The following is a 23,545-nucleotide window of genomic DNA, read 5'->3' as shown; positions in this document are numbered from 1 at the left end:
GCTACTCCAGCGGCGCGACGGACGCACCGGCAATTCCATGCCGCTTCAACGCTTCCGCGACGAAGCCGGATCCCTTCATCTCCTCCACGAATGCACGCAGCAAGTCGGCCGCCGCGTCCCCGCGGCTTTTCGGCGTGCCCATCGCTTGCCGGATGACCATGAAGCGTTCGCCAAGGAGCCGCAATCCGGGCGTGCGCGCGGCGTCCGCTTCCAGTTGCTGACGCACGCCCGCCGCCACATCCAGCCCTTGGTCGATGAACGTCTGCACGACCGCTTGCGATGTCGGCGCGCGAACGATTTGTGCATGCTTCAGTTCGCGTGTCAGAAAGAGATCGTACGCGCTGCCTTTGCCGACCGTCACGCGAACGCCTTCACGATCCACCTGATCGTTGGCACGGATGCTCGATTCGTCGCGCACGAGATAGCAGCCTTCGATCAGCACGTACGGCGCCGTGAATGCGATGCTTTCGCCGCGCAGCGGATCGATCGCGAAGAAGCCGATGTCCGCCTGCTCGTTGGCGACGGCTTCGACCGACTTGCCGGCGGTATCGAAGGCGACGAGTTCGATATCGACATTCAGCCGCCGCGCGAACTCGCGCGCGAGATCGATCGATACGCCGAACGGCTCGCCGGTATCCGCGCGCCTGTTGGCGAGGATCGGATTGCCGAGGTTGATGGATGCCCGCAATCTGCCTTCAGGCGCAATCTTTCGAACGACGTCTTGATCGATATGCATGATGGTGTCGGTGATAACTCAAGGGTGGAGAATGCTCGGAGAACTCGTCGGGGCAGAAGAGGCTTCAGGCGATCATCGACGATGCGGAAAACCGGGCTCGTCTGCTGCGCCGGGGCGACGGCGCGAAAACATCCTGTTCGGCGCGCGCGTCGAGCTTGATTCTATCGTCAGCACGCGCCGTTCATAAGGATGCCGTCCGATGCTCTATCCTCTGACGCTCGCCGCCGGCGCGGCGCGTCTGTCACGCTGGCTCACGCGCCATCCCCGAATGCAGCAAGTGCAACGCTGGACGTTCGGCGCGACCTTGCTCGCCTTTGTTGCGCGCCTGTCGCTGGAATGAGTCACTTCGCTGCTTGCCGATGATATGAAGTTTTTGCCGTTACTAGGGGTATACGCAGGGTCTTAATTACCGCCTGACTTTCGTAAAATGCAGGTAAAACATTCCAACATATCTGAGAGAAAGCGGTAATGGAAAGCCAATACGAAGTGCTCTACAAGGGGTGCACCCTCACGCCGCTCGCCGTCGAGGACGGTGCGTTCTACACGGCGATGCTCATCTTGCGTGCGCCCGATGGCGGAATGCGCGCGAGCGGCGCACTCGGCCAGTTCGCGTGCGCGTTATCGGCGAGGCGGTATGCACTGGCCTACGGCATGGCCGATGTCGACCACCGCGAACCGCCGCTTCCTGACTGGCCGCCGGTTCAGGCGAGAGCGGCAGGGGCGGTGCATCGCGCAAGGGCGTAACGGCGGCAGGTCACGGCGCGAGCGCGTCCGCTACCTCGTTGTTCCAGTACGCGGGAAGCGCCTTGTACGGATTCGGCAGCGTAAGCGACGTGACGTAGACGCTTCCAGCGGCATGTGTCTTTGCATACGTCACCACGCGCGGCAATTGCGCGGCGCTCACGTTATAGACGATATGCACGAACCGGCTCTTCGGATAAGCAGCCTGCCATCCCATCGTCTGATAAGTCGCATAGCTCTTCGCATTGCTTTCGAACACGACGAACTGATCGGCGGTCGGCAGGCTCGCGTAAAGCTCGGGAATATTCGTCCCCGGATTGCCGATGACCGTATAAGTCGGCTTCAGCGCCTTGATATAGTTGTAGACCGACTGATAGAACTGAATGTGCGACGCTTGGTTATCCGCCGTCATTTCGTCGATGAAGAACCCGTCGACGGGATATAGCGCGATGTATCGGTTGATGTCGCCGACTACCGCGGAGAGCGACCGCTTCGTGTACGACGTCGACACATAGCCGATCACCTTGCCGCCTGCGGTCCGCAATCGCGTGATGGCGGCCGTGTAGTTCGCATCGGCGGTAACGCCCGGCCCGCTGTTGGGATTCAGAATGGCAGTGGTCGGTATCTTGCGCGCGGTTGCCGTGAGCGCGTCCCAATTGGCGACGCCTCTCGCTGCATCGAAATAGGCGGGCACGACCAGCGTGACGGGTGCGCCCGGCGTACTCGCCACGGTGCCCGCGAGCGCAGCGCCGCTTAGCGCAATTGACGACCCAACTGCGCTTAACTTGATGACTCTCATCTGTTCTCCTGACGCCGGCCGCCAGTGCGACGGGCAATCTGATTCTCTACGTCGCCGAATCGCTCCGGCTTTGCCTCGACGTACTAACGGCGTCGTCGCGCGCTTCTTTAGCGCGTTGGGCAATCGCTGATGTCGGTTCGATGCGCCGATTGCCCCGCACGGTTTCTCGACACGGCCTTCATCGGCGCGAGCAGGCGTCGCGCGCGATCGACTTCCTCGCCGAGCTGTTCGATCAGCCATCGCGCGACATGGCGCGTGCCATCCGACGGATTCGACGAACGATATTCGAGCACGTAGTGACAGCCCGTTTCGATATAGCGGTCCCATGCGGGAACCACCTTGCCTTCGTTGAGCGGCGCGGCGATGGCCAGCAGCCAGCCGAGCACGACGCCCTGACCGAGCATCGCGCACTGCACGGCAAGGCCGGGGTCCGTGTGATGCACCGCTTCACCGATGCCATTGTCCGACAGCCCCGTCGCGCGGTGAAAATCTGCCCATGAATGCGTGGTCACGTCCAGATGAATGTAGGCGTGGCCTTCGCTGTGCCTCGGTGCATCGAGCGGTCCGGACTCTGCGAGATAGTTCGGACTGCACACAGGAACGATGATCTCGGGACAAAGACACGAAGGATCGCTTTCCGAGCCGGGTCCATGCAGCCGGATGCCGAGATCCGCATCTTCGAGCGGTCCATACAGGCGGCCGGGCATGACTTGCAGACGCAGGTTGATCGACGGAAAGCGCTTGCGGAACTCGGCATAACGCGGCAGAAGCCACAACGCGGCGAACCCGCTCGCGAGCGATAAGGTGACGATCTCGCCTCGCGCATGATCGCGCTTTAGCTGGTCGATGGTGTCGCCGATCTGACCGAAGCCCGATGCGACCGCACGCTGCAACGTTGCGCCGCGATCCGTCAGGGTTAGCCCTAGTTTCGTGCGTTCAAACAGCTTGAAGTCGAGCGCGTCTTCGAGGCGCGCCACCATGCGGCTCACGGCGACGGGCGTCACGTTGAGCTCGCCGGCTGCCTTGGTAAAGCTCAGAAGCCGCGCCGATGTTTCGAATACGAGCAGTGCCTGAAGCGAAGGAAGTCGCAGACTCATACAACACCATGTTATGGGGCATGCATCGATTTGTAAATTGACGGCCGATATTGGTCTCCTTACCTTGAGTCCGACGCTCAACTCATCTGGCAGGCCATGACCCACGACACCGATCACCGCGCCGCCGCACCTGCATCGTCGGACCCATTGCTTCAGCCGTTCGCCCTCAGGCATCTCGTTCTCAGGAACCGCGTGATGAGCACGAGTCACGCAAGCCGCCTGACGCGCGACGAATTCCCGCAAGAGGTCTATCAACGGTATCACGAGGAAAAAGCTAAAGGGGGCCTCGCGCTGACGATGTTCGGCGGTTCGTCGAATGTGAGTCTCGACAGTCCCAACACGTTCCAGCAGATCAACGTATCGACCGATGCCGTCGTGCCGCATTTGCGGCGCTTCGCCGATCGCATTCACACGCACGGCGCGGCGCTGATGTGCCAGATCACGCATCTCGGCCGGCGCGGCGATGCCTACACCGAGCCGTGGCTGCCGATGATCGCGCCGTCGGCCGTGCGCGAAACGCTGCATCGCGCGATCCCGCAGGCCATTCACGACGCCGACATCAAGCGCGTCATCCGCGACTTCGGCCTCGCGGCGAAACGTTGCCGCGATGGCGGTCTCGATGGCGTCGAAACGCACGCGGGCGGGCATCTCATCGGCCAGTTCATGGACCCGACCGTGAACCTGCGCACCGACAAATACGGCGGCTCGACGGCCAACCGCGTGCGCTTTGCAATCGAAGTCCATGAGGAAATACGCAAGCAGACGGGCGACGATTTCATCGTGGGATTCCGCTTCGCACTCGAAGACGGATGCAGCTTCGAAGAAGGGCTCGAGATGTCGCGCATTCTTCAAAGCACGGGTCTCTTCGATTTCTTCAATGTCACGTTCGGACGCATGGACACGAAGATGTCGCTCGCGGTGAATTCGATGCCCGGCATGTTCGTGCCGTCCGCGCCGTGGCTGCCCAAAGCCGCGGCATTCAAGCGCGCGGTGGACCTGCCCGTGTTCCATGCAGCGAAGATCGCCGACCTCGCCACCGCGCGCTATGCGATCCGCGAAGGCCTGCTCGACATGGTCGGCATGACGCGCGCGCATATCGCCGAGCCGCATCTCGTCCGGCTCGTCGAAGCGGGCAAGGAAGACGAGGCGCGGCCGTGCGTCGGGGCATCGTTCTGCCGCAATTTTCGCGCGACGTGCATCCATAATCCGGCGACATCGCGCGAGACCTATCTCACGCATGACATCGCACCGGCCGCGCAGAAGAAGCGCGTGCTCATCGTCGGCGCGGGACCGGCGGGACTGGAGGCGGCGCGCATCAGCGCGAAACGCGGCCATGACGTGACCGTGCTCGAAGCGAACTCGACGGCAGGCGGACAAATGCTGCTCGCGGCGACCGGAAGCTGGCGGCGCGATCTCATCGGCATCGTGGACTGGCGCGTCGCGCAACTCGCGCAGCTGGGCGTCGACGTGCGCTACAACCACTATGCCGAGCTCAGCGATGTGCTCAATCACGGCGCGGATGTCGTCATCATCGCGACGGGCGGCCTGCCCGATCTCGATACGTTGCCCGGCGGCGATCTATGCAAGTCGGTGTTCGACGCGCTGACGGAAACCCCGCCGCGCGCGGGCAGCGTGCTCGTGTACGACGGCACCGGCCGGCACAACGCCTATCTTTGCGCGGAACGTTATGTCGATGCGGGCCTCGACGTATCGCTTGCGTTGATCGACAGCACGCCCGCGCAGGAGACGGGCGGACGCGGCGACGACCAGGCGTGGATGCGCGACATTGCGCGCTGGGACGTGCCGGTGCGCGCCAATGTCGAACTGGTCGAAGTGAACGCAGCGGAGAACGGCAAGCGGCGCGCGGTGTTCCGTCATCATCTGACGAGCGAGCTCCTCGAGATGGAAGCGGACCATGTGGTCGTCGAGCGCGGCATGCTCGCAGTCGACGACCTCTACGAAGCCGCGCGCATGTATTCGGTCAACGACGGCTACACGGATCTCGAAGCATTCGCGACAGCGAAGCCGCAGCCCGCCGCACAGGAAGGCGAGGCCGGGCAATTCAATCTTTACCGCATCGGCGATGCGAGCGCATCGCGCGACATCCACACGGCCATCTACGACGCGTACCGGCTTTGCCTCGCGCTGTGACGGACCATTCCATTCATCCGCATGACGACATCACCGAGCGAGGCTGCCCATGACATTGCCGAAAGACTTCGTTGTCGCCGATCCTTCCCGCCGCCGGGCCATCAGGACGCTGGCCGCAGCCGGCGCCGCCACGCTGATTCTGCCGGGGGCATCGTCGCTTGCGTTCGCCGCGACGGAAGGCGCGCCGCAACGCGGTGGACGCATTCGCGTGGCGCTTGCGCATCAGTCGCTGATGGATTCGCTCGATCCCGCGAAGGGCACGCATACGGGCGACTATTCGCGCGCCTACATGTTCTACAGCGGCCTCACCGAACTCGATGCCGACTTCAAGACGCAGAACGCGCTTGCCGAGAAGCTCGAATCCGACGACTTCGTGAAGTGGAACGTCACGCTCAAGCCGAACGTGCACTTTCACGACGGCAAGCCGTTCACATCCGATGATGTCGTGTTCTCGCTGATGCGTCACAAGGACCCGGCGACGGCCTCGAAGGCGAAGTCCATTGCGGACGGCATCGCATCCGTGAAAGCGGCGGGGCCGCTGAAGGTCGAGATCACGTTGACGGAGCCGAACGTCGATCTTCCGGCGCTGCTCGCCATCCCGCATCTGGTGATCGTCGCGGCGAACACGACGGACTTCTCGAAGGGCAACGGCACCGGCCCTTACGTATGCAAGGAGTTCACGCCGGCGCAGCGCTGCATCGGCACGCGCAATCCGAACTTCTGGAAGCCGGGGCGTCCCTATCTGGATGAAGTGGAGATCATCGGCATCGGCGACGATGCGGCGCGCACCAACGCGCTGCTCGCAGGCGACGTGCAGCTCATTTCGCCGCTGCCCGCGCGCGATGTTGATCGCATCAGGCAGACCGGCAAGGCGACCGTGCTCGAAAGCCCGTCGCAGCTCTATTCGGACCTCGCGTTGCGGCAGGACATGCTGCCGACGAAGAGTGCGGACTTCAACGAGGGCATCAAGTATCTGCATGACCGGCAGCGCATCGTGAACGTGATGCTGCGCGGACATGGCACGCTCGCGAACGATCATCCGGTGCCGGAGTGGCATCCGTATTTCATGAAGGGACTGCCGCAGCGCGCCTATGACCCGGACAAGGCGCAGTTTCACTTCAAGAAGGCCGGCGCGCAGACCGCGCGTGCGGAGATCATCGCGCCGCCATCGGTGGAGACGGCGCTCGATTCCGCGATGCTGGTGCAGCAAGCGGCGAAGCAGGCGGGCGTCGACATCAACGTGCGCCGCGTCCCGGCGGATGGCTACTGGACCACGTACTGGATGAAGTATCCGATGACCTACGGTTCCATCCTGCCGCGCCCGACGCTCGATCTGCTGTACACGCAGTTCTTCCGCTCGAATGCGAACTGGAACGAATCGGGGTGGAAGAACGAGCAGTTCGATCAACTGCTCGTGCAGGCGCGCCGCGAGCGCGACGATGCGAAGCGCAAGCAGATGTATGGCGACATGCAAACCATCGTCTATGAGAAGAACAGTCTCGTGATTCCCGCGTTCATCAACTTCATCGATGCGCAGAGTTCGACGCTGCGTGGATTGAAGGGCAGTCCGTCGGGCCGCGTGATGGGTTATCGCTTCGCTGAGTTCGCATGGCTCGCCAAGGCGTAGGCGCGCTTCGCTCTACCAGAGCGCCTGGCTCGTGACGGCGAACTGCGTGAGCGATTCATCGGTGGATGGCGTGCCGTTCAGCGCCATCTGCTCGATGGTATCGACGAGCGGCAGCCCCTGTCCTTCGAGCCACGATGAAAGCCCGTGACGCAGCGGCGTATCGACGCGCACGAACATGCCCGCGTTCAGCGCGAGCCAGTAGCTGATCAGTGCTTTCGCACGGCTCTGGTCCGGCGATTCGGGCGCGATCACCGGACCGATCACATGACCGTCGCCGAAGCGCCGGAAAAGCGCGAAGCCGATGAGCTCGCCGTCGCGATCCAGCGCGATGCCGCTCGCGACATCGAGCAGATGCGGCATCAACTCGGTGCGATCCATGCCGGTCGCGCGAGAGGCGAGGCCGGCGAGGCGGGGCGTGTCCTTCGCGCCGATCGGACGAAGCCGCTCGCCGGGCGGCAGTGAAACGAGCGGTGGCTGAAAGGCCGCGCCCTGATGTTGATGAATGGTATCGATGCGCGTGAAGCCGCGCTCCGTGCACAACGGCTTGCCTTCCTCGGATGCATGAATGAGCAGCATGCGCGAGCCGTGTGACGCGATGAGACGGTCGAGCAGGCCGCGCCCGATGCCTTGCCGTTGACGTTCGGGCGACACGATGAACATGCCGAGCGTCGCAGCGCTTTCGCCGAATTGCCACGCGAGCGCGGTGCCGACGAGCGCGCCTTGTCCGTCGACGGCGGCGAAACCGCGGCCGAGTCGCGCGGCGAAGCGCCAATCGTCCAGACGATGCCGCCACTTGACGGACATGGAAAGCGCATGACCGGCGGGGATGTCGTCGAGCGTGAAAGCCCGGTATTCGACCACATCGCGATTGTTCGAGTCGGGCACGCCGGCCTCCTCACCTTGAAGACATTTACCGTGACTGTGACACCGCGCATCGCGCATGGCTAGGACGATCTTCCTGTCCCACATAGCCAGCGGGCCTTCGCGTGTGATGCAACGCAAAACGGCCGGTTATCGGGCCGACAACGCGCGCGCTGTGCTGATTCGGCAATTTTGTCGGCGAAATATGCCGGGCTTCCGGTCCTACGATGATGTCATGCCAACGCAGCAGCCTCAGGAGGACTCACGCATATGGACCGTTTCGATCCCGCCAGCATCGGCATCAGGAGCGGGCATTTCATCGGCGGCGAACTGATCGATGCGGGCGCGTCGCGCATCGATGTACGGCGGCCATCGGATGGCCTCACGTATGCATCGGTGCCCCTCGCCGATGACGCGATGATCGACTATGCGGTGCAGAACGCATACGCCGCGTTCAGGCGAAGCGACTGGGCGCGGCGAGCGCCACGCGAGCGCGCACGCGTGTTGCGCCAGTTCGCCGATCTCATCGCTGCCGATGCAGCGAACCTCGCGCCGCTCGAAGCCGTGGGTTCGACGCGACCGGTGCGCGACGCATACAACTGGGACGTGCCGTTCACCGCCGAGAGCATCCGCTTCTATGCGGAGCTTGCCGACAAGATCGGCGGCGACGTCGCGGCGACGGATCATCGTCATCTCGGCATGACGATCGCGGAACCTTATGGCGTGATCGGCGCGATCGCACCGTGGAATTTTCCGCTCGTGATGGGCGCATGGAAGATCGCGCCCGCGCTCGCAGCGGGCAATGCGGTCGTGCTCAAGCCGTCGGAAATGACGCCGTTCTCCGCGTTGCGGCTGGCGGAGCTTGCCATCGAAGCAGGCGTGCCGCCCGGCATGTTCAACGTCGTTCAGGGCGATGGCCGCACGACCGGCGATGCGCTCGTGCGTCATCCGCGCATCGGCAAGGTCACGTTCACCGGCTCGACGCGCACCGGCGCCGCGATCATGGCCGCATGCGCGGAGACGGGCACGAAGCCGGTCACGCTCGAACTCGGCGGCAAGAGCCCGCAGATCGTATTCGCCGATGCACCGCGCATCGACGAAGTGGCAAGACGCATCGCCGGCGCGATCACCGGCAATGCGGGACAAGTATGCGTGGCGGGTTCGCGCCTGCTCGTGCAGCGCGCGGTCGCCGACGAAGTGATCGGGCGTATCGCCCAGGCGTTCGGCGAACTGAAGGCGGGACCCACATGGGCCGCCGGCACGACCTTGCCGCCGATCATCTCGGAGCCGCAGGCGCAGCGCATCGATGCGATCGTTCAGCGCAGCATCGCGAGCGGCGCGACCTTGCGGCACGGCGGCACACGCGCGGATGCCGCGACGCCGGGCGCATTCTATTCGCCGACCTTGCTATGCGACGTGACACAGGAGAGCGAAGTCGTGCGCAGCGAAATTTTCGGCCCGGTGCTGACCGTGCAGTCGTTCGACACGGAAGAGGAAGCGCTCGAACTCGCGTCGCATCCGGAATACGGGCTCGCGGCCGGCGTGCATACCGCCGATATCGGCCGCGCGTTGCGCATGGTGCGCGGCATCGAAGCGGGCACCGTCTGGGTCAATCGCTATGGACGCACGAGCGATTTCGTGATTCCCACGGGCGGCTACAAGCGCTCGGGCATCGGCAAGGACCTGGGGCGTCAGTCATACGAGGCGAACCTGCGCTTCAAGAGCGTGCTCATCGACACGGACGGTTGAGACGCACGATCGTGCGCGAAAAAGACGCCGCATTTTGTGCTGTCGCGGCGCTTCAAAACGCATGACTTGTATCGTAAAGAGGCATGCATTCAACGCCAGCAGTCATTTTTGCCTTGTTTAAATTTTTCTCAACAGTTCGCTGTTCCTTGTTTTCACCACCGAACTCCGGACGGGTTCATTACACGACAGGACTGAAACCATGATCGATTTCGAGCCGAAGTACATCACGTTCGACTGCTACGGCACGCTGACGAAATTCCGCATGGCCGACATGGCCCGCGAGATGTACGCCGACCGCCTGAAGGGCGACGACCTCGAGCAATTCGTCAAGTTCTTCGCGGGTTATCGTCGCGATGAAGTGCTCGGTGCGTGGAAGCCGTATCGCGATGTCATCGTCAATTCGGTGCGCCGCGCGTGCGCGCGCATGAACGTCGAATTCAACGAGACGGAAGCCGAGAAATTCTATCTCGCCGTGCCGACGTGGGGCCCGCATCCGGACGTGCCCGAAGGCCTCTCGCGTCTTGCGAAGAAGTACAAGCTCGTGATTCTGTCGAACGCATCGAACGATCAGATTCAGAGCAACGTCGACAAGCTGGGCGCGCCGTTTCATCGCGTGTTCACGGCGCAGCAGGCGCAGTCGTACAAGCCGCGGATGCAGGGCTTCGAGTACATGTTCGATCAGTTGAACTGCAATCCGGAAGACGTGCTGCATGTTTCGTCGAGCCTGCGCTACGACCTGATGACCGCGCACGACATGGGCATCAAGCACAAGGCTTTCGTCAAGCGCGGCCACGAGCCTGGCACGCCTTACTACGAGTACTACGAAGTCGACACCATCGGCGATCTCGCCACGCAACTCGGTCTGTAACCGCACCCCTTCACGCGAGCAATGCCGATGAAACTCGACTCCTACTGGCTCGACACGGCGCCTTCGATGACGTCGGCCTGCGAAGGCCCGGTCGACGGTCACGCCGATGTCGCGGTGATCGGCGGCGGGTTCACGGGTCTGTCGGCGGCGCTCGCGCTGGGCAAACGCGGCGCGTCGGTCGTGGTGCTGGATGCGGGGCGCATCGGCGGCGGCGCGTCGGGGCGCAACGGCGGTCAGTGCAACACGGGCGTCGCGCAGGACTATGCGGCGCTGCGCGCGCAGCTCGGCGTCGAACGCGCACAGGGCTGCTATCGCGCGTATGCGGCGGCCGTCGGCACGGTGGAGCGTCTGATTCGCGAGGAGAACATCGATTGCGATTACCTCGCGTCAGGCAAGCTCAAGCTCGCCGCGAAGCCCCATCATCTCGAACATATCGCGACGACAGCCGAACTCATTCGCCGCGAAGTCGATCCCGACATCGACCTGCTCGACCGCGAGCAGGCCCGCAATGAAGTGCAATCCGACGCGTTTCACGGCGGCCTGTTGCAGCGTCATGGCGGCCAGATGCACATGGGCAAGTTCGCCGCCGGACTTGCGATGGCGGCGGCCAGGCAAGGCGCGCGTCTTTATGAGCATGCCGAAGTAACGGAAATCGCGAAGGAAGGCGGCGCATATCGCATCGATTCGAAGCGCGGCGCGGTTCGCGCGAAGCAGGTGCTGATCGCGACGGGGCCGTCGAAACACGGCCCGTTCTCGTGGTACAGGCGAAGGATGGCCCCGGTCGGTTCGTTCATCATCGTGACCGAGCCTTTGCCCGCCGACCGGCTGACGCAACTGATGCCGAACCGCCGCTCGTACACGACGAGCCGCCTGATGCACAACTACTTTCGTGTCACGCCCGATTCGCGGTTGCTGCTCGGCGGACGCGCGCGCTTCACCGCATCCGAGCGCCCCTCCGATGAAAAGAGCGGACGCATTCTGCAAGGCAATCTCGCATCGATTTTTCCGAGCCTCGCCAGCGTGCGTATCGACTATTGCTGGGGCGGTCTCGTCGATATCACCGCGGACCGCCTGCCGCGTGCGGGCCAGCATGACGGCATCTATTTTTCGATGGGCTACAGCGGCCACGGCACGCAGATGTCGACGCACATGGGCCAGGTCATGGCCGACGTGATGAACGGCAACGCCGACGCGAACCCGTGGCGCGAGTTCCACTGGCCCGCGATTCCCGGCCACACGGGCAAGCCCTGGTTCCTGCCGCTCGTCGGCGCGTATTACTCGATCAAAGACGTGTTCTATTGAAGCATCGGAAGCAAAGACAGGCGGCCAGCACCGAACGAGCCGCCGCACATTCATAGCCCCTATCGCGGAGAAGTCCATGAGCATCGACAAATCGCCTGAAGCACTCGCCCACGCCGATGCCGGCACGCGGCTCGAAGAACTGACGCGCCGTGGCGCGTCGCGGCGCAACGTCCTTCGCGCGATGGCCGCGGGCGGCCTGCTGTCGATGACGGGCGCGGGTCTCCTCACCGCGAGCGGCGCAGCTTTCGCACAGGACAAGCCGAAGCAGGGCGGCCGCATTCGCGTGGCGACGCAATCGTCGTCCGCAGCCGATACGCTCGATCCCGCGAAGGGCGCGCTCGGCACCGATTACGCCCGCGCGTTCATGTTCTATAGCGGTCTCACCGAACTCGACAACCACCTCGGCGCGAAGATGGCGCTCGCCGAGTCGCTCGAGACGAAGGACGCGACCGTGTGGGTCGCGAAGCTGCGCAGCGGCGTGCTGTTCCACGACGGCAAGTCGCTCACGCCGCAGGACGTGATCTATTCCCTGATGCGTCACAAGGACCCGGCGATCGGCTCGAAGGCAAAGACGCTCGCGGATCAGTTCAAGGAGGTCAAGGCGACCGGCCCGAACGAACTGACCATCACGCTGACGGGCGCGAACGCGGACCTGCCGGTGATTCTCGCGGACTCGCACTTCCTCATCATCAAGGACGGCACGACGGATTTCAAAACGGCGGTGGGCACGGGACCGTTCAAGCTGAAGGAATTCGCACCGGGCGTGCGTACCGTGGGCGTGCGCAACGAGAAGTACTGGAAGCCCGGCATGCCGCATCTGGACGAAGTGGAACTGATCGGTATCGCGGACGAACCGGCGCGCGTGAATGCGCTGATGTCGGGCGACGTGCAGCTCATCAACGCGGTGAGCGCGCGTTCGACGGAACGCATCAAGGGGACGCCGGGCTTTGCGGTGCTCGAAACGAAGACCGGCCAGTACACCGATCTCATCATGCGCGACGACGGCGGCATCACCGGCAATGCGGATTTCCGGCGCGGCATGATGCACCTGATGGATCGCGAGCAGATGCGCAAGACCATCTTCCGCGGCTATGGCGCGATCGGCAACGATCAGCCGATCGATCCGAGCAACAAGTACTACATGTCCGGTCTGCCGCAGCGCACGTTCGATCCCGAGAAGGCGAAGTTCCACTTCCAGAAGGCGAAGCTCGGCAACGCGCCGATCCAGCTATACGCATCGCCGGCGGCGGAAGGCTCCGTCGAAATGGCCGTGCTCATGCAGCAAGTGGCGCCGCAAGCCGGCATCAACCTGCAGGTCGTGCGCGTGCCGTCCGATGGCTACTGGTCGAATCACTGGATGAAGCATCCGCTCGGTTTCGGCAACATCAATGCGCGCCCGAGCGCGGACGTCATCTTCACGCAGTTCTTCAAGTCCGACGCACCGTGGAACGAAGCGAACTGGAAGAGCGCGCAGTTCGATCAGATGCTGGTCGCGGCGCGCGGCGAGCCGGACGATGCGAAGCGCAAGAAAATCTACGGCGACATGCAGGAGCTCGTGCACAAGGACGGCGGCATCGGCATTCCGATGTTCCAGAGTTCGCTCGATGCACACACGACGAAGCTGAAGGGCCTGGGCGGCATTCCGCTCGCGGGCCTGATGGGCTGGATGTTCGCGGAGAACGTGTGGCTCGAGGCATGAGCGTGCAGGAAGTGCAATAGCGGCGGACGCGCGACGTGTCGACGATACGGCGCGCGATATCAACCCTTCGAACGAGAGGCGATATCCGATGAAAGTTCACGCGCAACGACTCGTCGCCGCGCGCCTCGGCCTCGCGCTGCTGACGCTCTGGATCGTGTCGATGATCGTATTCGGCATCACCGGTCTTCTGCCGGGCGATGCCGCGCAGCAGGCGCTCGGCCAGGCGGCCACGCCCGAGCAGGTCGCAGCGCTGCGGCATCAGTTCGGTCTCGATCAGCCCGCCGTCACGCGTTATGTGCAATGGCTCCTGCATGTGGTGACGGGCAACTTCGGCACGTCGCTGTCGAACAACCTGCCGGTCAGCGAACTGATCTCGACGCGTCTGCCGAATTCGCTCGTGCTCGCGGGACTGACGGCGCTCGTCTCGGTGCCGCTCGCGCTCACCATCGGCATTCTTTCGGCGATGTATCGCGGCTCGCTGCTCGATCGCACGCTGAACGTCCTGACGCTTTCGACGGTCGCGGTGCCCGAGTTTCTCGTCGCGACCATCGCGGTGCTGATCTTCGCGGTGAAGCTGCGCTGGCTGCCGGCGCTGTCGTATCTGTCGGATGTATCGTCGTTCGGCGCGCTGCTGCGCACTTACGCGATGCCCGTGATGACGCTCTGCTGCGTGATCGTCGCGCAGATGGCGCGCATGACGCGCGCCGCCGTGCTCGACCAGCTCAACGCATCGTATGTGGAGATGGCCGTGCTCAAGGGCGCATCGCCGATGCGCGTGGTGTTGCGCCATGTGTTGCCGAACACCATCGGGCCGATTGCGAATGCGGTGGCGCTGTCGCTGTCGTATCTGTTCGGCGGCGTGGTGATCGTCGAGTCCATCTTCAACTATCCCGGTCTCGCGAGCCTGATGGTCGATGCCGTCACCAACCGCGACATGCCGCTCGTGCAGGGCTGCGTAATGGTGTTCTGCGCGGCGTATCTCGCACTCGTTCTCATCGCCGATCTGGCTCAGATCGTCTCCAACCCGAGGCTGCGTCAACGATGAACCGGAACGTCTCTTCTCACGCCACGACCGTGCTATACGACCAACCGCCCGCCGATGCCCCGCAGGAGCCGGCGCCCGCGGCCGTCAGGCGCAGTGCGCTCAGCCGCCTCGTGCATCGCTTTTCCGTGCTCGGCCTCATCGGTCTTGCGATCGTCGTGTTCTGGCTCGTGGTCGCGTTCGTCGGGCCGGTCATCGCGCCGTATAAAGGCGGGGCGTTCACATCGACGGAGATATTCGCGTCGTACAGCGCGGCGCACCTGCTCGGCACGGACTATCTGGGCCGCGACATGCTGAGCCGCATTCTCTACGGCACGCAGTACACGGTCGGTCTCGCGCTGGCCGCGACCGTCGCGGCGAGCGTGACCGGCACGTTCTTCGGACTGGTGGCCGCCGTCTCCGGCCGCTGGGTCGACGAAGTGCTGAGCCGTCTCTTCGATGCGCTTATTTCCATCCCGAGCAAGATCCTCGCGCTCGTCGTGATCGCGGCATTCGGCTCGTCGATTCCGATGCTGATGACCGTCGCCGCGCTCGCCTATATCCCCGGCGCGTTCCGCATTTCGCGCTCGCTCGCGGTCAACATCATGACGCTCGAATACGTGCAGGTGGCGAAGGCGCGCGGCGAGAAGCTGTTCTATATCGCGCGCGTCGAGGTGCTGCCCAACATGATTCATCCGATGCTCGCGGACTTCGGCCTGCGCTTCGTGTTCATCGTGCTGCTGCTATCGGGCCTGAGCTTTCTCGGCCTCGGCGTGCAGCCGCCCAATGCGGACTGGGGATCGCTCGTGCGCGAGAACATCGGCGGTCTGGCGGAAGGCGCGCCTGCGGTGCTGATGCCGGCGGTTGCAATCGCGACGCTCACCGTTGGCGTGAATCTGCTGATCGATAGCCTGCGTCGTCACGGCGCGCGTTCGCAAGGAGGCGGGCAATGACGACGAACATGATCGAAGTGAAGGGCTTGCGCGTGGTCGCGGGCAGCGCCCCCGATCCGGTTGTCGAAATCGTGAAGGGCGTCGGTTTCACGGTGAAGAAGGGCGAAGTGCTCGCGCTGATCGGGGAGTCGGGTTCGGGCAAGACGACGATCGCACTGGCGCTGCTCGGCCATGCGCGCGGTGGTTGCTCGATCGCGGGCGGCTCGGTGAAGATCGGCGATGTCGATGTCCTCTCGCTCGATGAAAAGGGCCGTCGCGCGTTGCGTGCCCGTACCGTCGCGTATGTTGCGCAGAGCGCATCCGCGGGCTTCAATCCGGCGCGCACGATCATGGATCAGGTGACCGAGCCCGCGTTGCTGCACAAGCTGACGACGCCTGCCGCCGCGCGCCGCAAAGCCATCGGCCTGTTTCGCTCGCTTGCGCTGCCGAACCCCGAAACGATTGGCGATCGCTATCCGCATCAGGTGTCGGGCGGGCAGTTGCAGCGTTTGATGGCGGCGATGGCCCTGATCACCGATCCCGCTGTCGTCGTGTTCGATGAGCCGACTACCGCGCTCGATGTGACCACGCAGATCGAAGTGCTCGCCGCGTTCAAGGGCGTGGTGCGCGAACTCGGCACCACGGCGGTGTACGTGTCGCACGACCTGGCTGTGGTCGCACAGATGGCGGATCGCATCGTCGTGCTGAATGGCGGGCGCGTGCGCGAAAACGGCGCGACGGCCCAGGTGCTCGACGCCCCCGTCGACGAGTACACGCGCCAGTTGCTTGCCGCGACGCGCCGCCCCGAAGTCGAACTGGACGCCACGAATACCGCGAAGGAGACGCCGCTGCTCGAAATACGCAATCTGAGCGCGGGCTACGGCCGTGTCGATGCCAACGGCGTGCCCGCCGTGCGCGTGCTCGATGACGTGAGCCTCAAGATCGCACGCGGTGCGACGCTCGGCGTGATCGGTGAATCGGGATCGGGCAAGACGACGCTTGCACGCGTGATCGCGGGTCTCGTCGACCGCGCGCGCGGCGACGTGCTGCTCGACGGCAAGCCGTTGCCCGCGAAGCTCTCGGCGCGCACGCTGGATCAGTACCGGCGTGTGCAGATCGTGTTCCAGAACGCCGATACCGCGCTGAACCCGAGCCGCACCATCGCGGACATCCTTGCCCGGCCGATGAACTTCTATCACGGCCTGCGCGGCGCGGCGGCGCAAAAGCGCATGCTCGAACTGCTCGATCTCGTGAAGCTGCCCGCTTCCATCGCGAAGCGTCAGCCGGGCGGCTTGTCGGGCGGACAGAAACAGCGCGTGAATCTTGCGCGCGCGCTCGCGGCGAATCCCGAACTCATACTCTGCGATGAAGTGACGTCCGCGCTCGATACGGTCGTCGGCGCCGCGATTCTCGACCTGCTCGCGGAACTGCGCCGTGAACTGCACGTGTCGTACATGTTCATCAGCCACGATATATCGACGGTGCGCGCGATTTGCGACGACGTCATCGTGCTATATGCGGGCCAGTGCGTCGAAGCGGGCCAGCGCGATGCGCTCTCGCATCCGCCGTATCACCCGTACACGGGCTTGCTCGTCGATTCGGTGCCCGCGCTGCGTCCCGGCTGGCTCGATGCGCGACGCGCGACGGCGCTCGCTCCGTTGCCCGCGATGGGACCGGAAAGCGATGCTCATGAACTATGCAGCTTCCGCTCGCGCTGCGCCGCGCGCATCGACGGTCGATGCAATGTGACGCCGCCCGCGAAGAAGACGCTTCCGTCGGGCGCGCAGATTCTGTGTCATCACAGCGCGGAGGATCTCGCGCGCATGCAGTCGCCCGACACGGTGACGGCATGAGCGGACGTTTCGTGCGAGTCGCGGAGCAAGGGCGCAGAACGTTCGCCATCCTTATCGATGGAAAGCACGCGCTCGCAGCGGAAGGCGATACGTTGATGGTTGCATTGCTGACATCGCAGGAAGCCTTGCGCGATTCCGAGTTCGGCGATGGCCGGCGCGCCGGCTTCTGCGTGATGGGCGCGTGTCAGGACTGCTGGGTGTGGACCGCGGACGGCGAACGCGTGCGCGCATGCACGACGCCGGCGGTCGAAGGCATGTCCATCGTCACGCGGCTCGCGCACACGGAGGGCCTATGGCCGCGACTGTAATCGTGATCGGCGCGGGACCGGCGGGCGTGCGGGCCGCGCAGGCGCTCGTCGAAGCGGGCTTGCGTCCGGTGGTCATCGACGAAGGCAGGCGCGATGGCGGGCAGATTTATCGCCGGCAGCCCGAAGGTTTCACGCGCACATACGAAACGCTCTATGGAACGGAAGCGGACCGCGCGCGGTCACTGCATCGGGACTTCGACGCGTTGCGCGCGAACATCGACTATGTGCCCGATACGCTCGTGTGGAACATCGAGCCGAATGCGGTGCATGTGGTGTGCGGTGCGCGCCATCGCAAGCTGGCGTTCGATGCGCTCATCATCTGCAGCGGCGCGACGGACCGGCTGATGCCGGTTCCCGGCTGGCATCACGCGGGCACGTACAGCCTCGGCGGTGCACAGGTCGCGTTGAAGTCGCAGGGTTGCGCAATCGGCTCGCGCGTCGTGATGATGGGCACGGGTCCGCTGCTGTATCTGGTCGCCGCGCAATACGTGAAGGCGGGCGCGACGGTCGGCGCCGTGCTCGATACATCGACGTTCTCTCATCGTGTGCGCGCATTGCCGCAGCTCCTTGCCATACCGTCGGCGCTGAAGAAAGGCATCGCGTTGATGCGCGTGCTCAGGGACGCCCGCGTGCCGGTTCATCGCGGCATTACGCCGCTCGCCATCGAAGGAACGCCGGAGAACGGTGTGCAGAGCCTGCGCGTTAAAAAGGCCAATGGCGCGACGCTGCAAGTGCCATGCGATGCGGTCGCGCTCGGTTATCACCTTCGCTCCGAGACCCAGCTTGCGGACTTGGCCGGCTGCCAGTTCCGCTTCGATCAAGACTTGCAGCAATGGCTTCCCGTCGCCGATGAAGACGGCCGCAGCAGCGTGAAGGGCGTCTATCTGGCGGGCGATGGCGCGCGCGTGCGTGGCGCCGATGCCGCCGAACACGCAGGACGTCTCGCTGCATTGGCCGCGTTGACGGATATCGGCGTGACGCGCAACGAACACGAAGCTGGCCGCTTGCGCATGCAATTGCAGCGCTTCACGCGCTTCGCGGCGGGCCTGCGCACCGCGTTTCCCTGGCCTGCGCGATTCGCCGCCGCACTGCCGGACGAGACCATCGTTTGCCGATGCGAGGCGATCACCGCAGGCGAGTTGCGGCGCGTCGTGAACGAGATGGGCGCGACCGAAGCGAATCGCGCGAAGGCATTTTCACGCGTCGGCATGGGCCGTTGCCAGGGCCGCTTTTGTGCACACGCAGGCGCTGAAGTGATCGCAGCCGAGGCGCGCGTGCCGCTCGAAGCAGTCGGCCGGTTGCGCGGACAAGCGCCCGTCAAGCCGCTGCCCATGGCAGTCACGACGCAAGAAAACATGGAGACGAGCGAATGAGCGATCGGGCCGATGTCATCGTGATCGGCGGCGGAATCATAGGCACGGCGACGGCTTTCTTTCTGCGCCGCCGCCAGCGATCGGTGATCCTTCTCGAGCGCGGCCTGACCGGGCAGCAGGCCAGCGGCGTCAACTTCGGCGGCGTGCGGCGGCAAGGGCGCGCGCTCGAACAGCTTGCGATGTCCAACCGCGCGCTCGAAACATGGCGGCGCTCGCGCGAATTGCTGGGCGAGGATGTCGAGTTCATGCCGTCGGGTCATACGCGCGTGTGCTATCACGCGCATGACGCGGAATACTTTCATCGCTATGCCGCCGATGCGCGCGCCTATGGACTCGATCTCGAAGTGCTGGACGGCGCGGCCATGTTCAAGCGCTTTCCGCATCTGGGCCGCGATGTGCTCGCGGCATCCGTTTCGCCTCTGGACGGTCATGCGAATCCCCGGCTTGCCGCGCCCGCGTTCGGACGCGCGGCGTCGCGGCTCGGGGCGCGCATCGTCGAAAACACGGAAGTGGTTCGCATCGAAAAGGAAGCGGGCGGCTTTCGCGTGGAGAGTGCGGCGGGCGAGGTGTATCGCGCGGAACAAGTGCTGGTGTGCGCGGGCGCGTGGGCCGATACGCTCTGCACGCAAGCCGGGGAACCCGTGCCGCTCGTCGCGCGCGGACCGCAAATGGCCGTGACCGAACCGGTGCCCTACGTGCTCAGCGCGTCGATGGGCGTTTATACGTCGATCAAGCAAGAGAGCGTGTATTACCGGCAGGTGGCGCGCGGCAATATCGTGCTGGGCGGCGGCCCGCCTGGTCCCGCCGATGCGCTCACGCGGCGCGCATCCGTGTTGCCCGAGAACACCGTCGCGCAGATGGCGCAGTTTCTTCGCATGGTGCCCGCGATGCGGCCGCTGCATGTGATCCGCGTATGGAGCGGCGTGGAAAGCTATCTGCCGGATTCGGAACCGGTCATCGGTCCGAGTTCGAAAGTCGATGGCCTTTTCTATGCGTTCGGCTTCAGCGGATCGGGCTTTCAGATCGGGCCGGGCGTCGGCGAAACGCTTGCCGAATTGCTCGATACGGGCAGCACGTCCATCGATCTTTCATCGTTCTCCGTCAGACGATTTCAACGGTCATCCCCGACGCACGCAGAACCGGTCACTTCCGAGACTTCGCCATGAGCCAAGCCAATCTGGTCGACGCACTCGCCTACATCGAAAGCAATTTCGACAAGACCGTGAGTCTCGCGCAACTCGCGGATCTGTCGGCATTGAGCGTATCGCGCTTCGCAACCGTGTTTCGCGAGCAATTCGGGCTGTCGCCCTACAAGTATCTGTGCGAGCTGCGCGTGCGCCGCGCGCAGACCCTGTTGCTCGCGGGCGTGCCGGGATCGGTCGTGGCCACCGAAGTGGGCTTCTTCGATCAGAGCCATCTCGCGCGGCATTTCAAGCGTCTTTGCGGAATGACGCCGAGCGCGTTCATCGAACGCACGCGCGAGAAGGCGCGTTCAGCCGAGTTCGATGCCGGTCTGTTGAAGCGCGTGGCGCAAGCCGAGCCCCGGATAAGTGCGTTCGACCGTGCGCATGTCGCTTGATGCTTCCTGAATGATCCATTCACGCACGTCCGCGACGATGGGCCTTACCGGCCGGTTCGGCGGCGTAAGCAGGCAACAGCGCCGGCTCGTGACGATCAGCTCTTCTTCGGCCGGCACGAGCGCGCCTTGCGCGAGCCAGTGCGATGTCACGTTGAGCCAGCCGAGCGCGATGCCTTGACCGAGCAAGGCCGCCTGCACGACGATCGCATAGTCGTTGAAACGCAGCATGCCGGCCGCATGGCGCTGTTTCGATGCGAACGCATGAAAGCGCTCGTGCCAGCCGCGTTCTTCGTCGTCCATCACGATGACCGTGTCGCCGTGAGCGCGCGCCGCTTGCGTCTTTGCAAGTTCGTGATAACGCGGGTTGCACACCGGCAAAAGCATCTCGGGCATCACGAGCACGGCGTTTTCGTCAATCTCGTCGTCGTGTACGAAGCGCATGCCGAGATCGACGTCGACGAGCGGCCCGCCTATGCGCCCGGAAATCAACTGAAAGCGCAGGTCGATGGAAGGAAACGCCTCATTAAGACGGCTCATGCGCGGCATGAGCCAGTGCGTGGTGAATCCGGTGGACACCGACAACGTCACGGTTTCGATGCCCGTTGCACGCGCTTCGATTTCACGTATGGCGCCTTCTATGCCGCTAAAACCCTCCGATATCTTCCGATAAAGAATCTCGCCGCTTTCCGTGAGTTCGATGCCGCCGCGCACGCGCTCGAAAAGCCGCACGCCGATATGGTCTTCCATGCGTGCGAGCATGCGGCTGACCGCAGGCTGGCTCACATAAAGCTCTTGCGCGGCACGCGTGAAGTTGCCGCAGCGCGCGGCCGCTTCGAACACGAAGAGCGCGTTTGCGCTGGGCAGTTTCTTTCGAAGGTTAGGCATGACTTGATGTTATGCCCGATCCAACAATTTTGGAATTGCCGTCAAAAACATCGCGACTTAGTATTTTCCCAACCTCTCTCTTTTCGACGAGACGAATGCCATGGACGCACGCGCAAAAACCGGAGTGTCGATCAGGTCCGCCACCAGGCGCTATGGCGCGGTGACTGCGCTCGATGACGTGTCGCTCGATATCGCGCCCGGCGAATTCGTCTCGCTGCTCGGGCCTTCGGGCTCGGGCAAGACGACGCTGCTCGGCATTCTCGGCGGCTTCGTGCAGCCGACTTCGGGCAGCGTATGGGTCGGCGAGCGTGACATTACATTCGCGCCGCCGCACAAGCGGAACATCGGCATCGTCTTTCAGAACTACGCGCTCTTTCCGCATATGACGGTCGGCGAGAACGTCGCGTTCTCGCTGCGTGCGCGTCGCGAGCCGAAGTCGACATGGGCCAGGCGCGTGGCCGATGCGCTCGCGATGGTCGAGCTCAAAGGCTATGAGAGCCGCAGCATTCATCAGCTTTCGGGCGGGCAGAAGCAGCGCGTCGCACTGGCGCGGGCAATCGTCTTCGAGCCGCAACTGATTCTGATGGACGAACCGCTGTCCGCGCTCGACAAGCAATTGCGCGAGACCATGCAGATCGAATTGCGCAGGCTGCATCGGCAGCTCGGCGCGACCATCGTCAACGTGACGCACGATCAGCGCGAGGCGCTCACGATGAGCGATCGCGTCGCGGTGTTGAAGGACGGCAGGCTCGTGCAGATCGATACGCCCGAGCGCCTTTACGACCGCCCCTGCGATGCGTTCGTCGCGAGCTTCATCGGCGAAGCAACGATGCTCGACGTCACGCGCGCCGGCGACGATGCCGTGCGGCTCGGCGACATCATCCTGCGCACGGCGCATCCGCTGCCGCACGCGCCGAAGCTGTTGCTGGCGGTGCAAACGGAAAAGCTCGTCATCGACGGCGAGAATCGTCATGCACATGCCAACCGGCTTTCGTGCCGCGTCACCGAAGTGCTGTATCAGGTCGAGAGCCTGCGTGTGTTCGCGGCCTTGCCCGACGGCACCGCGATCAGTCTTCGCCAGCCGGGCGGTCACGATGCCCGCAAGCGGATTCCCGCGCCGGGTGCATCGATGACCGTGGCGCTCGATCCGCAAGACACGATCGTAGTCGCAGCCTGATTTCCATTCACCGCCTGTGCACGGGCGATTTCGACTGTCAACGTAGCGATGCAACCCGTAGAGGATGAAGCAATGAATCTCACCGATTTCAAGGTTCTGACGTTCGATGTCGTCGGCACGCTGATCAACTTCGAGAAGGGCGTGCTGGATTCCGTGCGCCGGCTCGGCGGCCCGAAGGCGAAGGACCTGACCGACGATCAGATTTTCGAGCCGTATATGGAAGGGCGCGCGACGCATCCCGGCCGTTCGAGCCATGCAATGGCGGACGTGTATCTCCATCTGGCAAGAAAGTTGGGACTGCCTGACGATGCTCAATCCGCCGCAGCGTTCCAGCGCGACGTGCTCGAATGGCCTGCGTTCGAAGACTCGGTCGCGGCGTTGAAGCGCCTGCGCAAGCACTTCCGTCTCGTCGCGATGACGAATGCAGATCGCGTCGCACTGTCAGCGTATGCCCATACGCTCGGCAATCCGTTCGACGACACCGTATGTTGCGATGAAACCGGCGTCGCGAAGCCCGATCCGCAATTCTTCGCCTACAACCGTGGACGTCAGGCCGCGTTCGGCTACAAGTTCGAAGAGATCCTGCACACGGCGCAGAGCCAGTATCACGACATCGGCATTGCGACGAAGCTCGGATATGCGACGTGCTGGATCGAACGTCGCCAGGGCATGAAGGGCTTCGGCGCGACGCCGGTGCCCGAGACCGTCACGGAGCCGACGTGGAAGTTCGCGACGCTTGCCGCCCTCGCGGATGCCGTCGAAGACGAAGTCCGCGCCGCTGCCTGAC

The 23,545-nt window shown here is 63.9% G+C and carries 22 protein-coding genes; 17 read left to right on the top strand and 5 right to left on the bottom strand.

Translation table 11 applies throughout. The annotated features are described in order from the left end of the window. Position 1 precedes the first annotated feature (1 nt). The gene (locus P9220_RS25610; protein ID WP_309768650.1) at positions 2 to 736 is read right to left on the bottom strand and encodes an ABC transporter substrate-binding protein; all 735 of its coding nucleotides are present in this window, start codon (positions 734 to 736) and stop codon (positions 2 to 4) included. 199 nt (positions 737 to 935) lie between these two features. On the opposite strand from P9220_RS25610, the gene P9220_RS25605 reads away from it, so the two are divergent. Next, positions 936 to 1,076, top strand: coding sequence for a hypothetical protein (locus P9220_RS25605; protein ID WP_309768649.1), 141 nt, complete (start codon positions 936 to 938; stop codon positions 1,074 to 1,076). Positions 1,077 to 1,204: 128 nt separating this feature from the next. Further along, on the top strand, positions 1,205 to 1,480 hold the full coding sequence (locus tag P9220_RS25600) for a hypothetical protein (RefSeq protein ID WP_309768648.1): 276 nt from the start codon (positions 1,205 to 1,207) through the stop codon (positions 1,478 to 1,480). 10 nt (positions 1,481 to 1,490) lie between these two features. Here the strand turns inward: P9220_RS25600 and P9220_RS25595 are convergent, their stop codons facing one another. Both P9220_RS25595 and P9220_RS25590 read right to left on the bottom strand, forming a co-directional pair. Beyond that, entirely contained in the window at positions 1,491 to 2,276 is a 786-nt protein-coding gene (locus P9220_RS25595; RefSeq protein ID WP_309768647.1) for a spherulation-specific family 4 protein, read from the bottom strand. 107 nt (positions 2,277 to 2,383) lie between these two features. After that, a complete protein-coding gene (locus P9220_RS25590; RefSeq protein WP_309768646.1) occupies positions 2,384 to 3,373 on the bottom strand; it encodes a LysR family transcriptional regulator in 990 nt (329 codons plus the stop codon). Between the two features lie 96 nt (positions 3,374 to 3,469). Between P9220_RS25590 and P9220_RS25585 the strand changes: the two genes are divergently transcribed. After that, positions 3,470 to 5,524, top strand: a complete 2,055-nt coding sequence (locus P9220_RS25585; RefSeq protein ID WP_309768645.1) for an FAD-dependent oxidoreductase — start codon at positions 3,470 to 3,472, stop codon at positions 5,522 to 5,524. Between the two features lie 49 nt (positions 5,525 to 5,573). Beyond that, positions 5,574 to 7,151 (top strand): ABC transporter substrate-binding protein, encoded by a 1,578-nt coding sequence (locus tag P9220_RS25580; RefSeq protein WP_309768644.1) that lies wholly within the window; start codon positions 5,574 to 5,576, stop codon positions 7,149 to 7,151. Positions 7,152 to 7,163: 12 nt separating this feature from the next. Here the strand turns inward: P9220_RS25580 and P9220_RS25575 are convergent, their stop codons facing one another. Beyond that, positions 7,164 to 8,036 carry a GNAT family N-acetyltransferase gene (locus tag P9220_RS25575; protein WP_404980232.1) on the bottom strand — a complete coding sequence of 291 codons (873 nt, stop codon included), beginning with the start codon at positions 8,034 to 8,036 and terminating at the stop codon, positions 7,164 to 7,166. Positions 8,037 to 8,282: 246 nt separating this feature from the next. Here P9220_RS25575 and P9220_RS25570 point away from each other — a divergent pair, with 246 nt between their 5' ends. From P9220_RS25570 to P9220_RS25520, 11 genes are all read left to right on the top strand, one after another. Next, positions 8,283 to 9,761 (top strand): aldehyde dehydrogenase family protein, encoded by a 1,479-nt coding sequence (locus P9220_RS25570; RefSeq protein ID WP_309768643.1) that lies wholly within the window; start codon positions 8,283 to 8,285, stop codon positions 9,759 to 9,761. 199 nt (positions 9,762 to 9,960) lie between these two features. Continuing rightward, positions 9,961 to 10,629: a haloacid dehalogenase type II gene (locus tag P9220_RS25565; protein ID WP_309768642.1), complete on the top strand. Its 669-nt coding sequence runs from the start codon at positions 9,961 to 9,963 to the stop codon at positions 10,627 to 10,629. 27 nt (positions 10,630 to 10,656) lie between these two features. After that, positions 10,657 to 11,931, top strand: coding sequence for an FAD-binding oxidoreductase (locus P9220_RS25560; protein ID WP_309768641.1), 1,275 nt, complete (start codon positions 10,657 to 10,659; stop codon positions 11,929 to 11,931). A gap of 76 nt (positions 11,932 to 12,007) precedes the next feature. Next, a complete protein-coding gene (locus P9220_RS25555) occupies positions 12,008 to 13,630 on the top strand; it encodes an ABC transporter substrate-binding protein (RefSeq protein WP_309768640.1) in 1,623 nt (540 codons plus the stop codon). A gap of 88 nt (positions 13,631 to 13,718) precedes the next feature. Beyond that, on the top strand, positions 13,719 to 14,675 hold the full coding sequence (locus P9220_RS25550; protein WP_309768639.1) for an ABC transporter permease: 957 nt from the start codon (positions 13,719 to 13,721) through the stop codon (positions 14,673 to 14,675). Beyond that, the gene (locus P9220_RS25545) at positions 14,672 to 15,604 is read left to right on the top strand and encodes an ABC transporter permease (RefSeq protein WP_309768638.1); all 933 of its coding nucleotides are present in this window, start codon (positions 14,672 to 14,674) and stop codon (positions 15,602 to 15,604) included. The genes P9220_RS25550 and P9220_RS25545 overlap by 4 nt, the downstream gene beginning before the upstream one ends. Next, positions 15,601 to 17,436: an ABC transporter ATP-binding protein gene (locus P9220_RS25540; protein WP_309768637.1), complete on the top strand. Its 1,836-nt coding sequence runs from the start codon at positions 15,601 to 15,603 to the stop codon at positions 17,434 to 17,436. The genes P9220_RS25545 and P9220_RS25540 overlap by 4 nt, the downstream gene beginning before the upstream one ends. Continuing rightward, positions 17,433 to 17,744, top strand: a complete 312-nt coding sequence (locus tag P9220_RS25535; RefSeq protein WP_309768636.1) for a (2Fe-2S)-binding protein — start codon at positions 17,433 to 17,435, stop codon at positions 17,742 to 17,744. Before P9220_RS25540 ends, P9220_RS25535 begins: the two co-directional genes overlap by 4 nt. Continuing rightward, positions 17,729 to 19,117 carry an FAD/NAD(P)-binding oxidoreductase gene (locus tag P9220_RS25530; protein ID WP_309768635.1) on the top strand — a complete coding sequence of 463 codons (1,389 nt, stop codon included), beginning with the start codon at positions 17,729 to 17,731 and terminating at the stop codon, positions 19,115 to 19,117. Before P9220_RS25535 ends, P9220_RS25530 begins: the two co-directional genes overlap by 16 nt. Continuing rightward, on the top strand, positions 19,114 to 20,283 hold the full coding sequence (locus tag P9220_RS25525; RefSeq protein ID WP_309768634.1) for an FAD-dependent oxidoreductase: 1,170 nt from the start codon (positions 19,114 to 19,116) through the stop codon (positions 20,281 to 20,283). Before P9220_RS25530 ends, P9220_RS25525 begins: the two co-directional genes overlap by 4 nt. Next, the gene (locus P9220_RS25520) at positions 20,280 to 20,696 is read left to right on the top strand and encodes an AraC family transcriptional regulator (RefSeq protein WP_309768633.1); all 417 of its coding nucleotides are present in this window, start codon (positions 20,280 to 20,282) and stop codon (positions 20,694 to 20,696) included. The genes P9220_RS25525 and P9220_RS25520 overlap by 4 nt, the downstream gene beginning before the upstream one ends. Here P9220_RS25520 and P9220_RS25515 read toward each other — a convergent pair. Then, positions 20,610 to 21,581 carry a LysR family transcriptional regulator gene (locus tag P9220_RS25515; protein WP_309768632.1) on the bottom strand — a complete coding sequence of 324 codons (972 nt, stop codon included), beginning with the start codon at positions 21,579 to 21,581 and terminating at the stop codon, positions 20,610 to 20,612. The two genes, P9220_RS25520 and P9220_RS25515, sit on opposite strands and share 87 nt — an antisense overlap. A gap of 100 nt (positions 21,582 to 21,681) precedes the next feature. On the opposite strand from P9220_RS25515, the gene P9220_RS25510 reads away from it, so the two are divergent. Together P9220_RS25510 and P9220_RS25505 are read left to right on the top strand one after the other, a co-directional pair. After that, positions 21,682 to 22,758 carry an ABC transporter ATP-binding protein gene (locus tag P9220_RS25510; RefSeq protein ID WP_309768631.1) on the top strand — a complete coding sequence of 359 codons (1,077 nt, stop codon included), beginning with the start codon at positions 21,682 to 21,684 and terminating at the stop codon, positions 22,756 to 22,758. 72 nt (positions 22,759 to 22,830) lie between these two features. Continuing rightward, a complete protein-coding gene (locus P9220_RS25505; protein WP_309768630.1) occupies positions 22,831 to 23,544 on the top strand; it encodes an HAD-IA family hydrolase in 714 nt (237 codons plus the stop codon). Position 23,545 lies beyond the last annotated feature (1 nt).

It is taken from the genome of Caballeronia sp. LZ016 (assembly GCF_031450805.1).
Lineage (GTDB): Bacteria > Pseudomonadota > Gammaproteobacteria > Burkholderiales > Burkholderiaceae > Caballeronia.
Note: the sequence above shows the minus strand (reverse complement) of the source record. Positions and strands in the feature narration are given on the sequence as shown.

Excerpts from the sequence above, each read along its gene's own strand:
- P9220_RS25610 (WP_309768650.1), bottom strand. The coding sequence starts at position 736 with ATGCATATCGATCAAGACGTCGTTCGAAAGATTGCGCCTGAAGGCAGA.
- P9220_RS25605 (WP_309768649.1), top strand. The coding sequence starts at position 936 with ATGCTCTATCCTCTGACGCTCGCCGCCGGCGCGGCGCGTCTGTCACGC.
- P9220_RS25600 (WP_309768648.1), top strand. The coding sequence starts at position 1,205 with ATGGAAAGCCAATACGAAGTGCTCTACAAGGGGTGCACCCTCACGCCG.
- P9220_RS25595 (WP_309768647.1), bottom strand. The coding sequence starts at position 2,276 with ATGAGAGTCATCAAGTTAAGCGCAGTTGGGTCGTCAATTGCGCTAAGC.
- P9220_RS25590 (WP_309768646.1), bottom strand. The coding sequence starts at position 3,373 with ATGAGTCTGCGACTTCCTTCGCTTCAGGCACTGCTCGTATTCGAAACA.
- P9220_RS25585 (WP_309768645.1), top strand. The coding sequence starts at position 3,470 with ATGACCCACGACACCGATCACCGCGCCGCCGCACCTGCATCGTCGGAC.
- P9220_RS25580 (WP_309768644.1), top strand. The coding sequence starts at position 5,574 with ATGACATTGCCGAAAGACTTCGTTGTCGCCGATCCTTCCCGCCGCCGG.
- P9220_RS25570 (WP_309768643.1), top strand. The coding sequence starts at position 8,283 with ATGGACCGTTTCGATCCCGCCAGCATCGGCATCAGGAGCGGGCATTTC.
- P9220_RS25565 (WP_309768642.1), top strand. The coding sequence starts at position 9,961 with ATGATCGATTTCGAGCCGAAGTACATCACGTTCGACTGCTACGGCACG.
- P9220_RS25560 (WP_309768641.1), top strand. The coding sequence starts at position 10,657 with ATGAAACTCGACTCCTACTGGCTCGACACGGCGCCTTCGATGACGTCG.
- P9220_RS25555 (WP_309768640.1), top strand. The coding sequence starts at position 12,008 with ATGAGCATCGACAAATCGCCTGAAGCACTCGCCCACGCCGATGCCGGC.
- P9220_RS25550 (WP_309768639.1), top strand. The coding sequence starts at position 13,719 with ATGAAAGTTCACGCGCAACGACTCGTCGCCGCGCGCCTCGGCCTCGCG.
- P9220_RS25545 (WP_309768638.1), top strand. The coding sequence starts at position 14,672 with ATGAACCGGAACGTCTCTTCTCACGCCACGACCGTGCTATACGACCAA.
- P9220_RS25540 (WP_309768637.1), top strand. The coding sequence starts at position 15,601 with ATGACGACGAACATGATCGAAGTGAAGGGCTTGCGCGTGGTCGCGGGC.
- P9220_RS25535 (WP_309768636.1), top strand. The coding sequence starts at position 17,433 with ATGAGCGGACGTTTCGTGCGAGTCGCGGAGCAAGGGCGCAGAACGTTC.
- P9220_RS25530 (WP_309768635.1), top strand. The coding sequence starts at position 17,729 with ATGGCCGCGACTGTAATCGTGATCGGCGCGGGACCGGCGGGCGTGCGG.
- P9220_RS25525 (WP_309768634.1), top strand. The coding sequence starts at position 19,114 with ATGAGCGATCGGGCCGATGTCATCGTGATCGGCGGCGGAATCATAGGC.
- P9220_RS25520 (WP_309768633.1), top strand. The coding sequence starts at position 20,280 with ATGAGCCAAGCCAATCTGGTCGACGCACTCGCCTACATCGAAAGCAAT.
- P9220_RS25515 (WP_309768632.1), bottom strand. The coding sequence starts at position 21,581 with ATGCCTAACCTTCGAAAGAAACTGCCCAGCGCAAACGCGCTCTTCGTG.
- P9220_RS25510 (WP_309768631.1), top strand. The coding sequence starts at position 21,682 with ATGGACGCACGCGCAAAAACCGGAGTGTCGATCAGGTCCGCCACCAGG.
- P9220_RS25505 (WP_309768630.1), top strand. The coding sequence starts at position 22,831 with ATGAATCTCACCGATTTCAAGGTTCTGACGTTCGATGTCGTCGGCACG.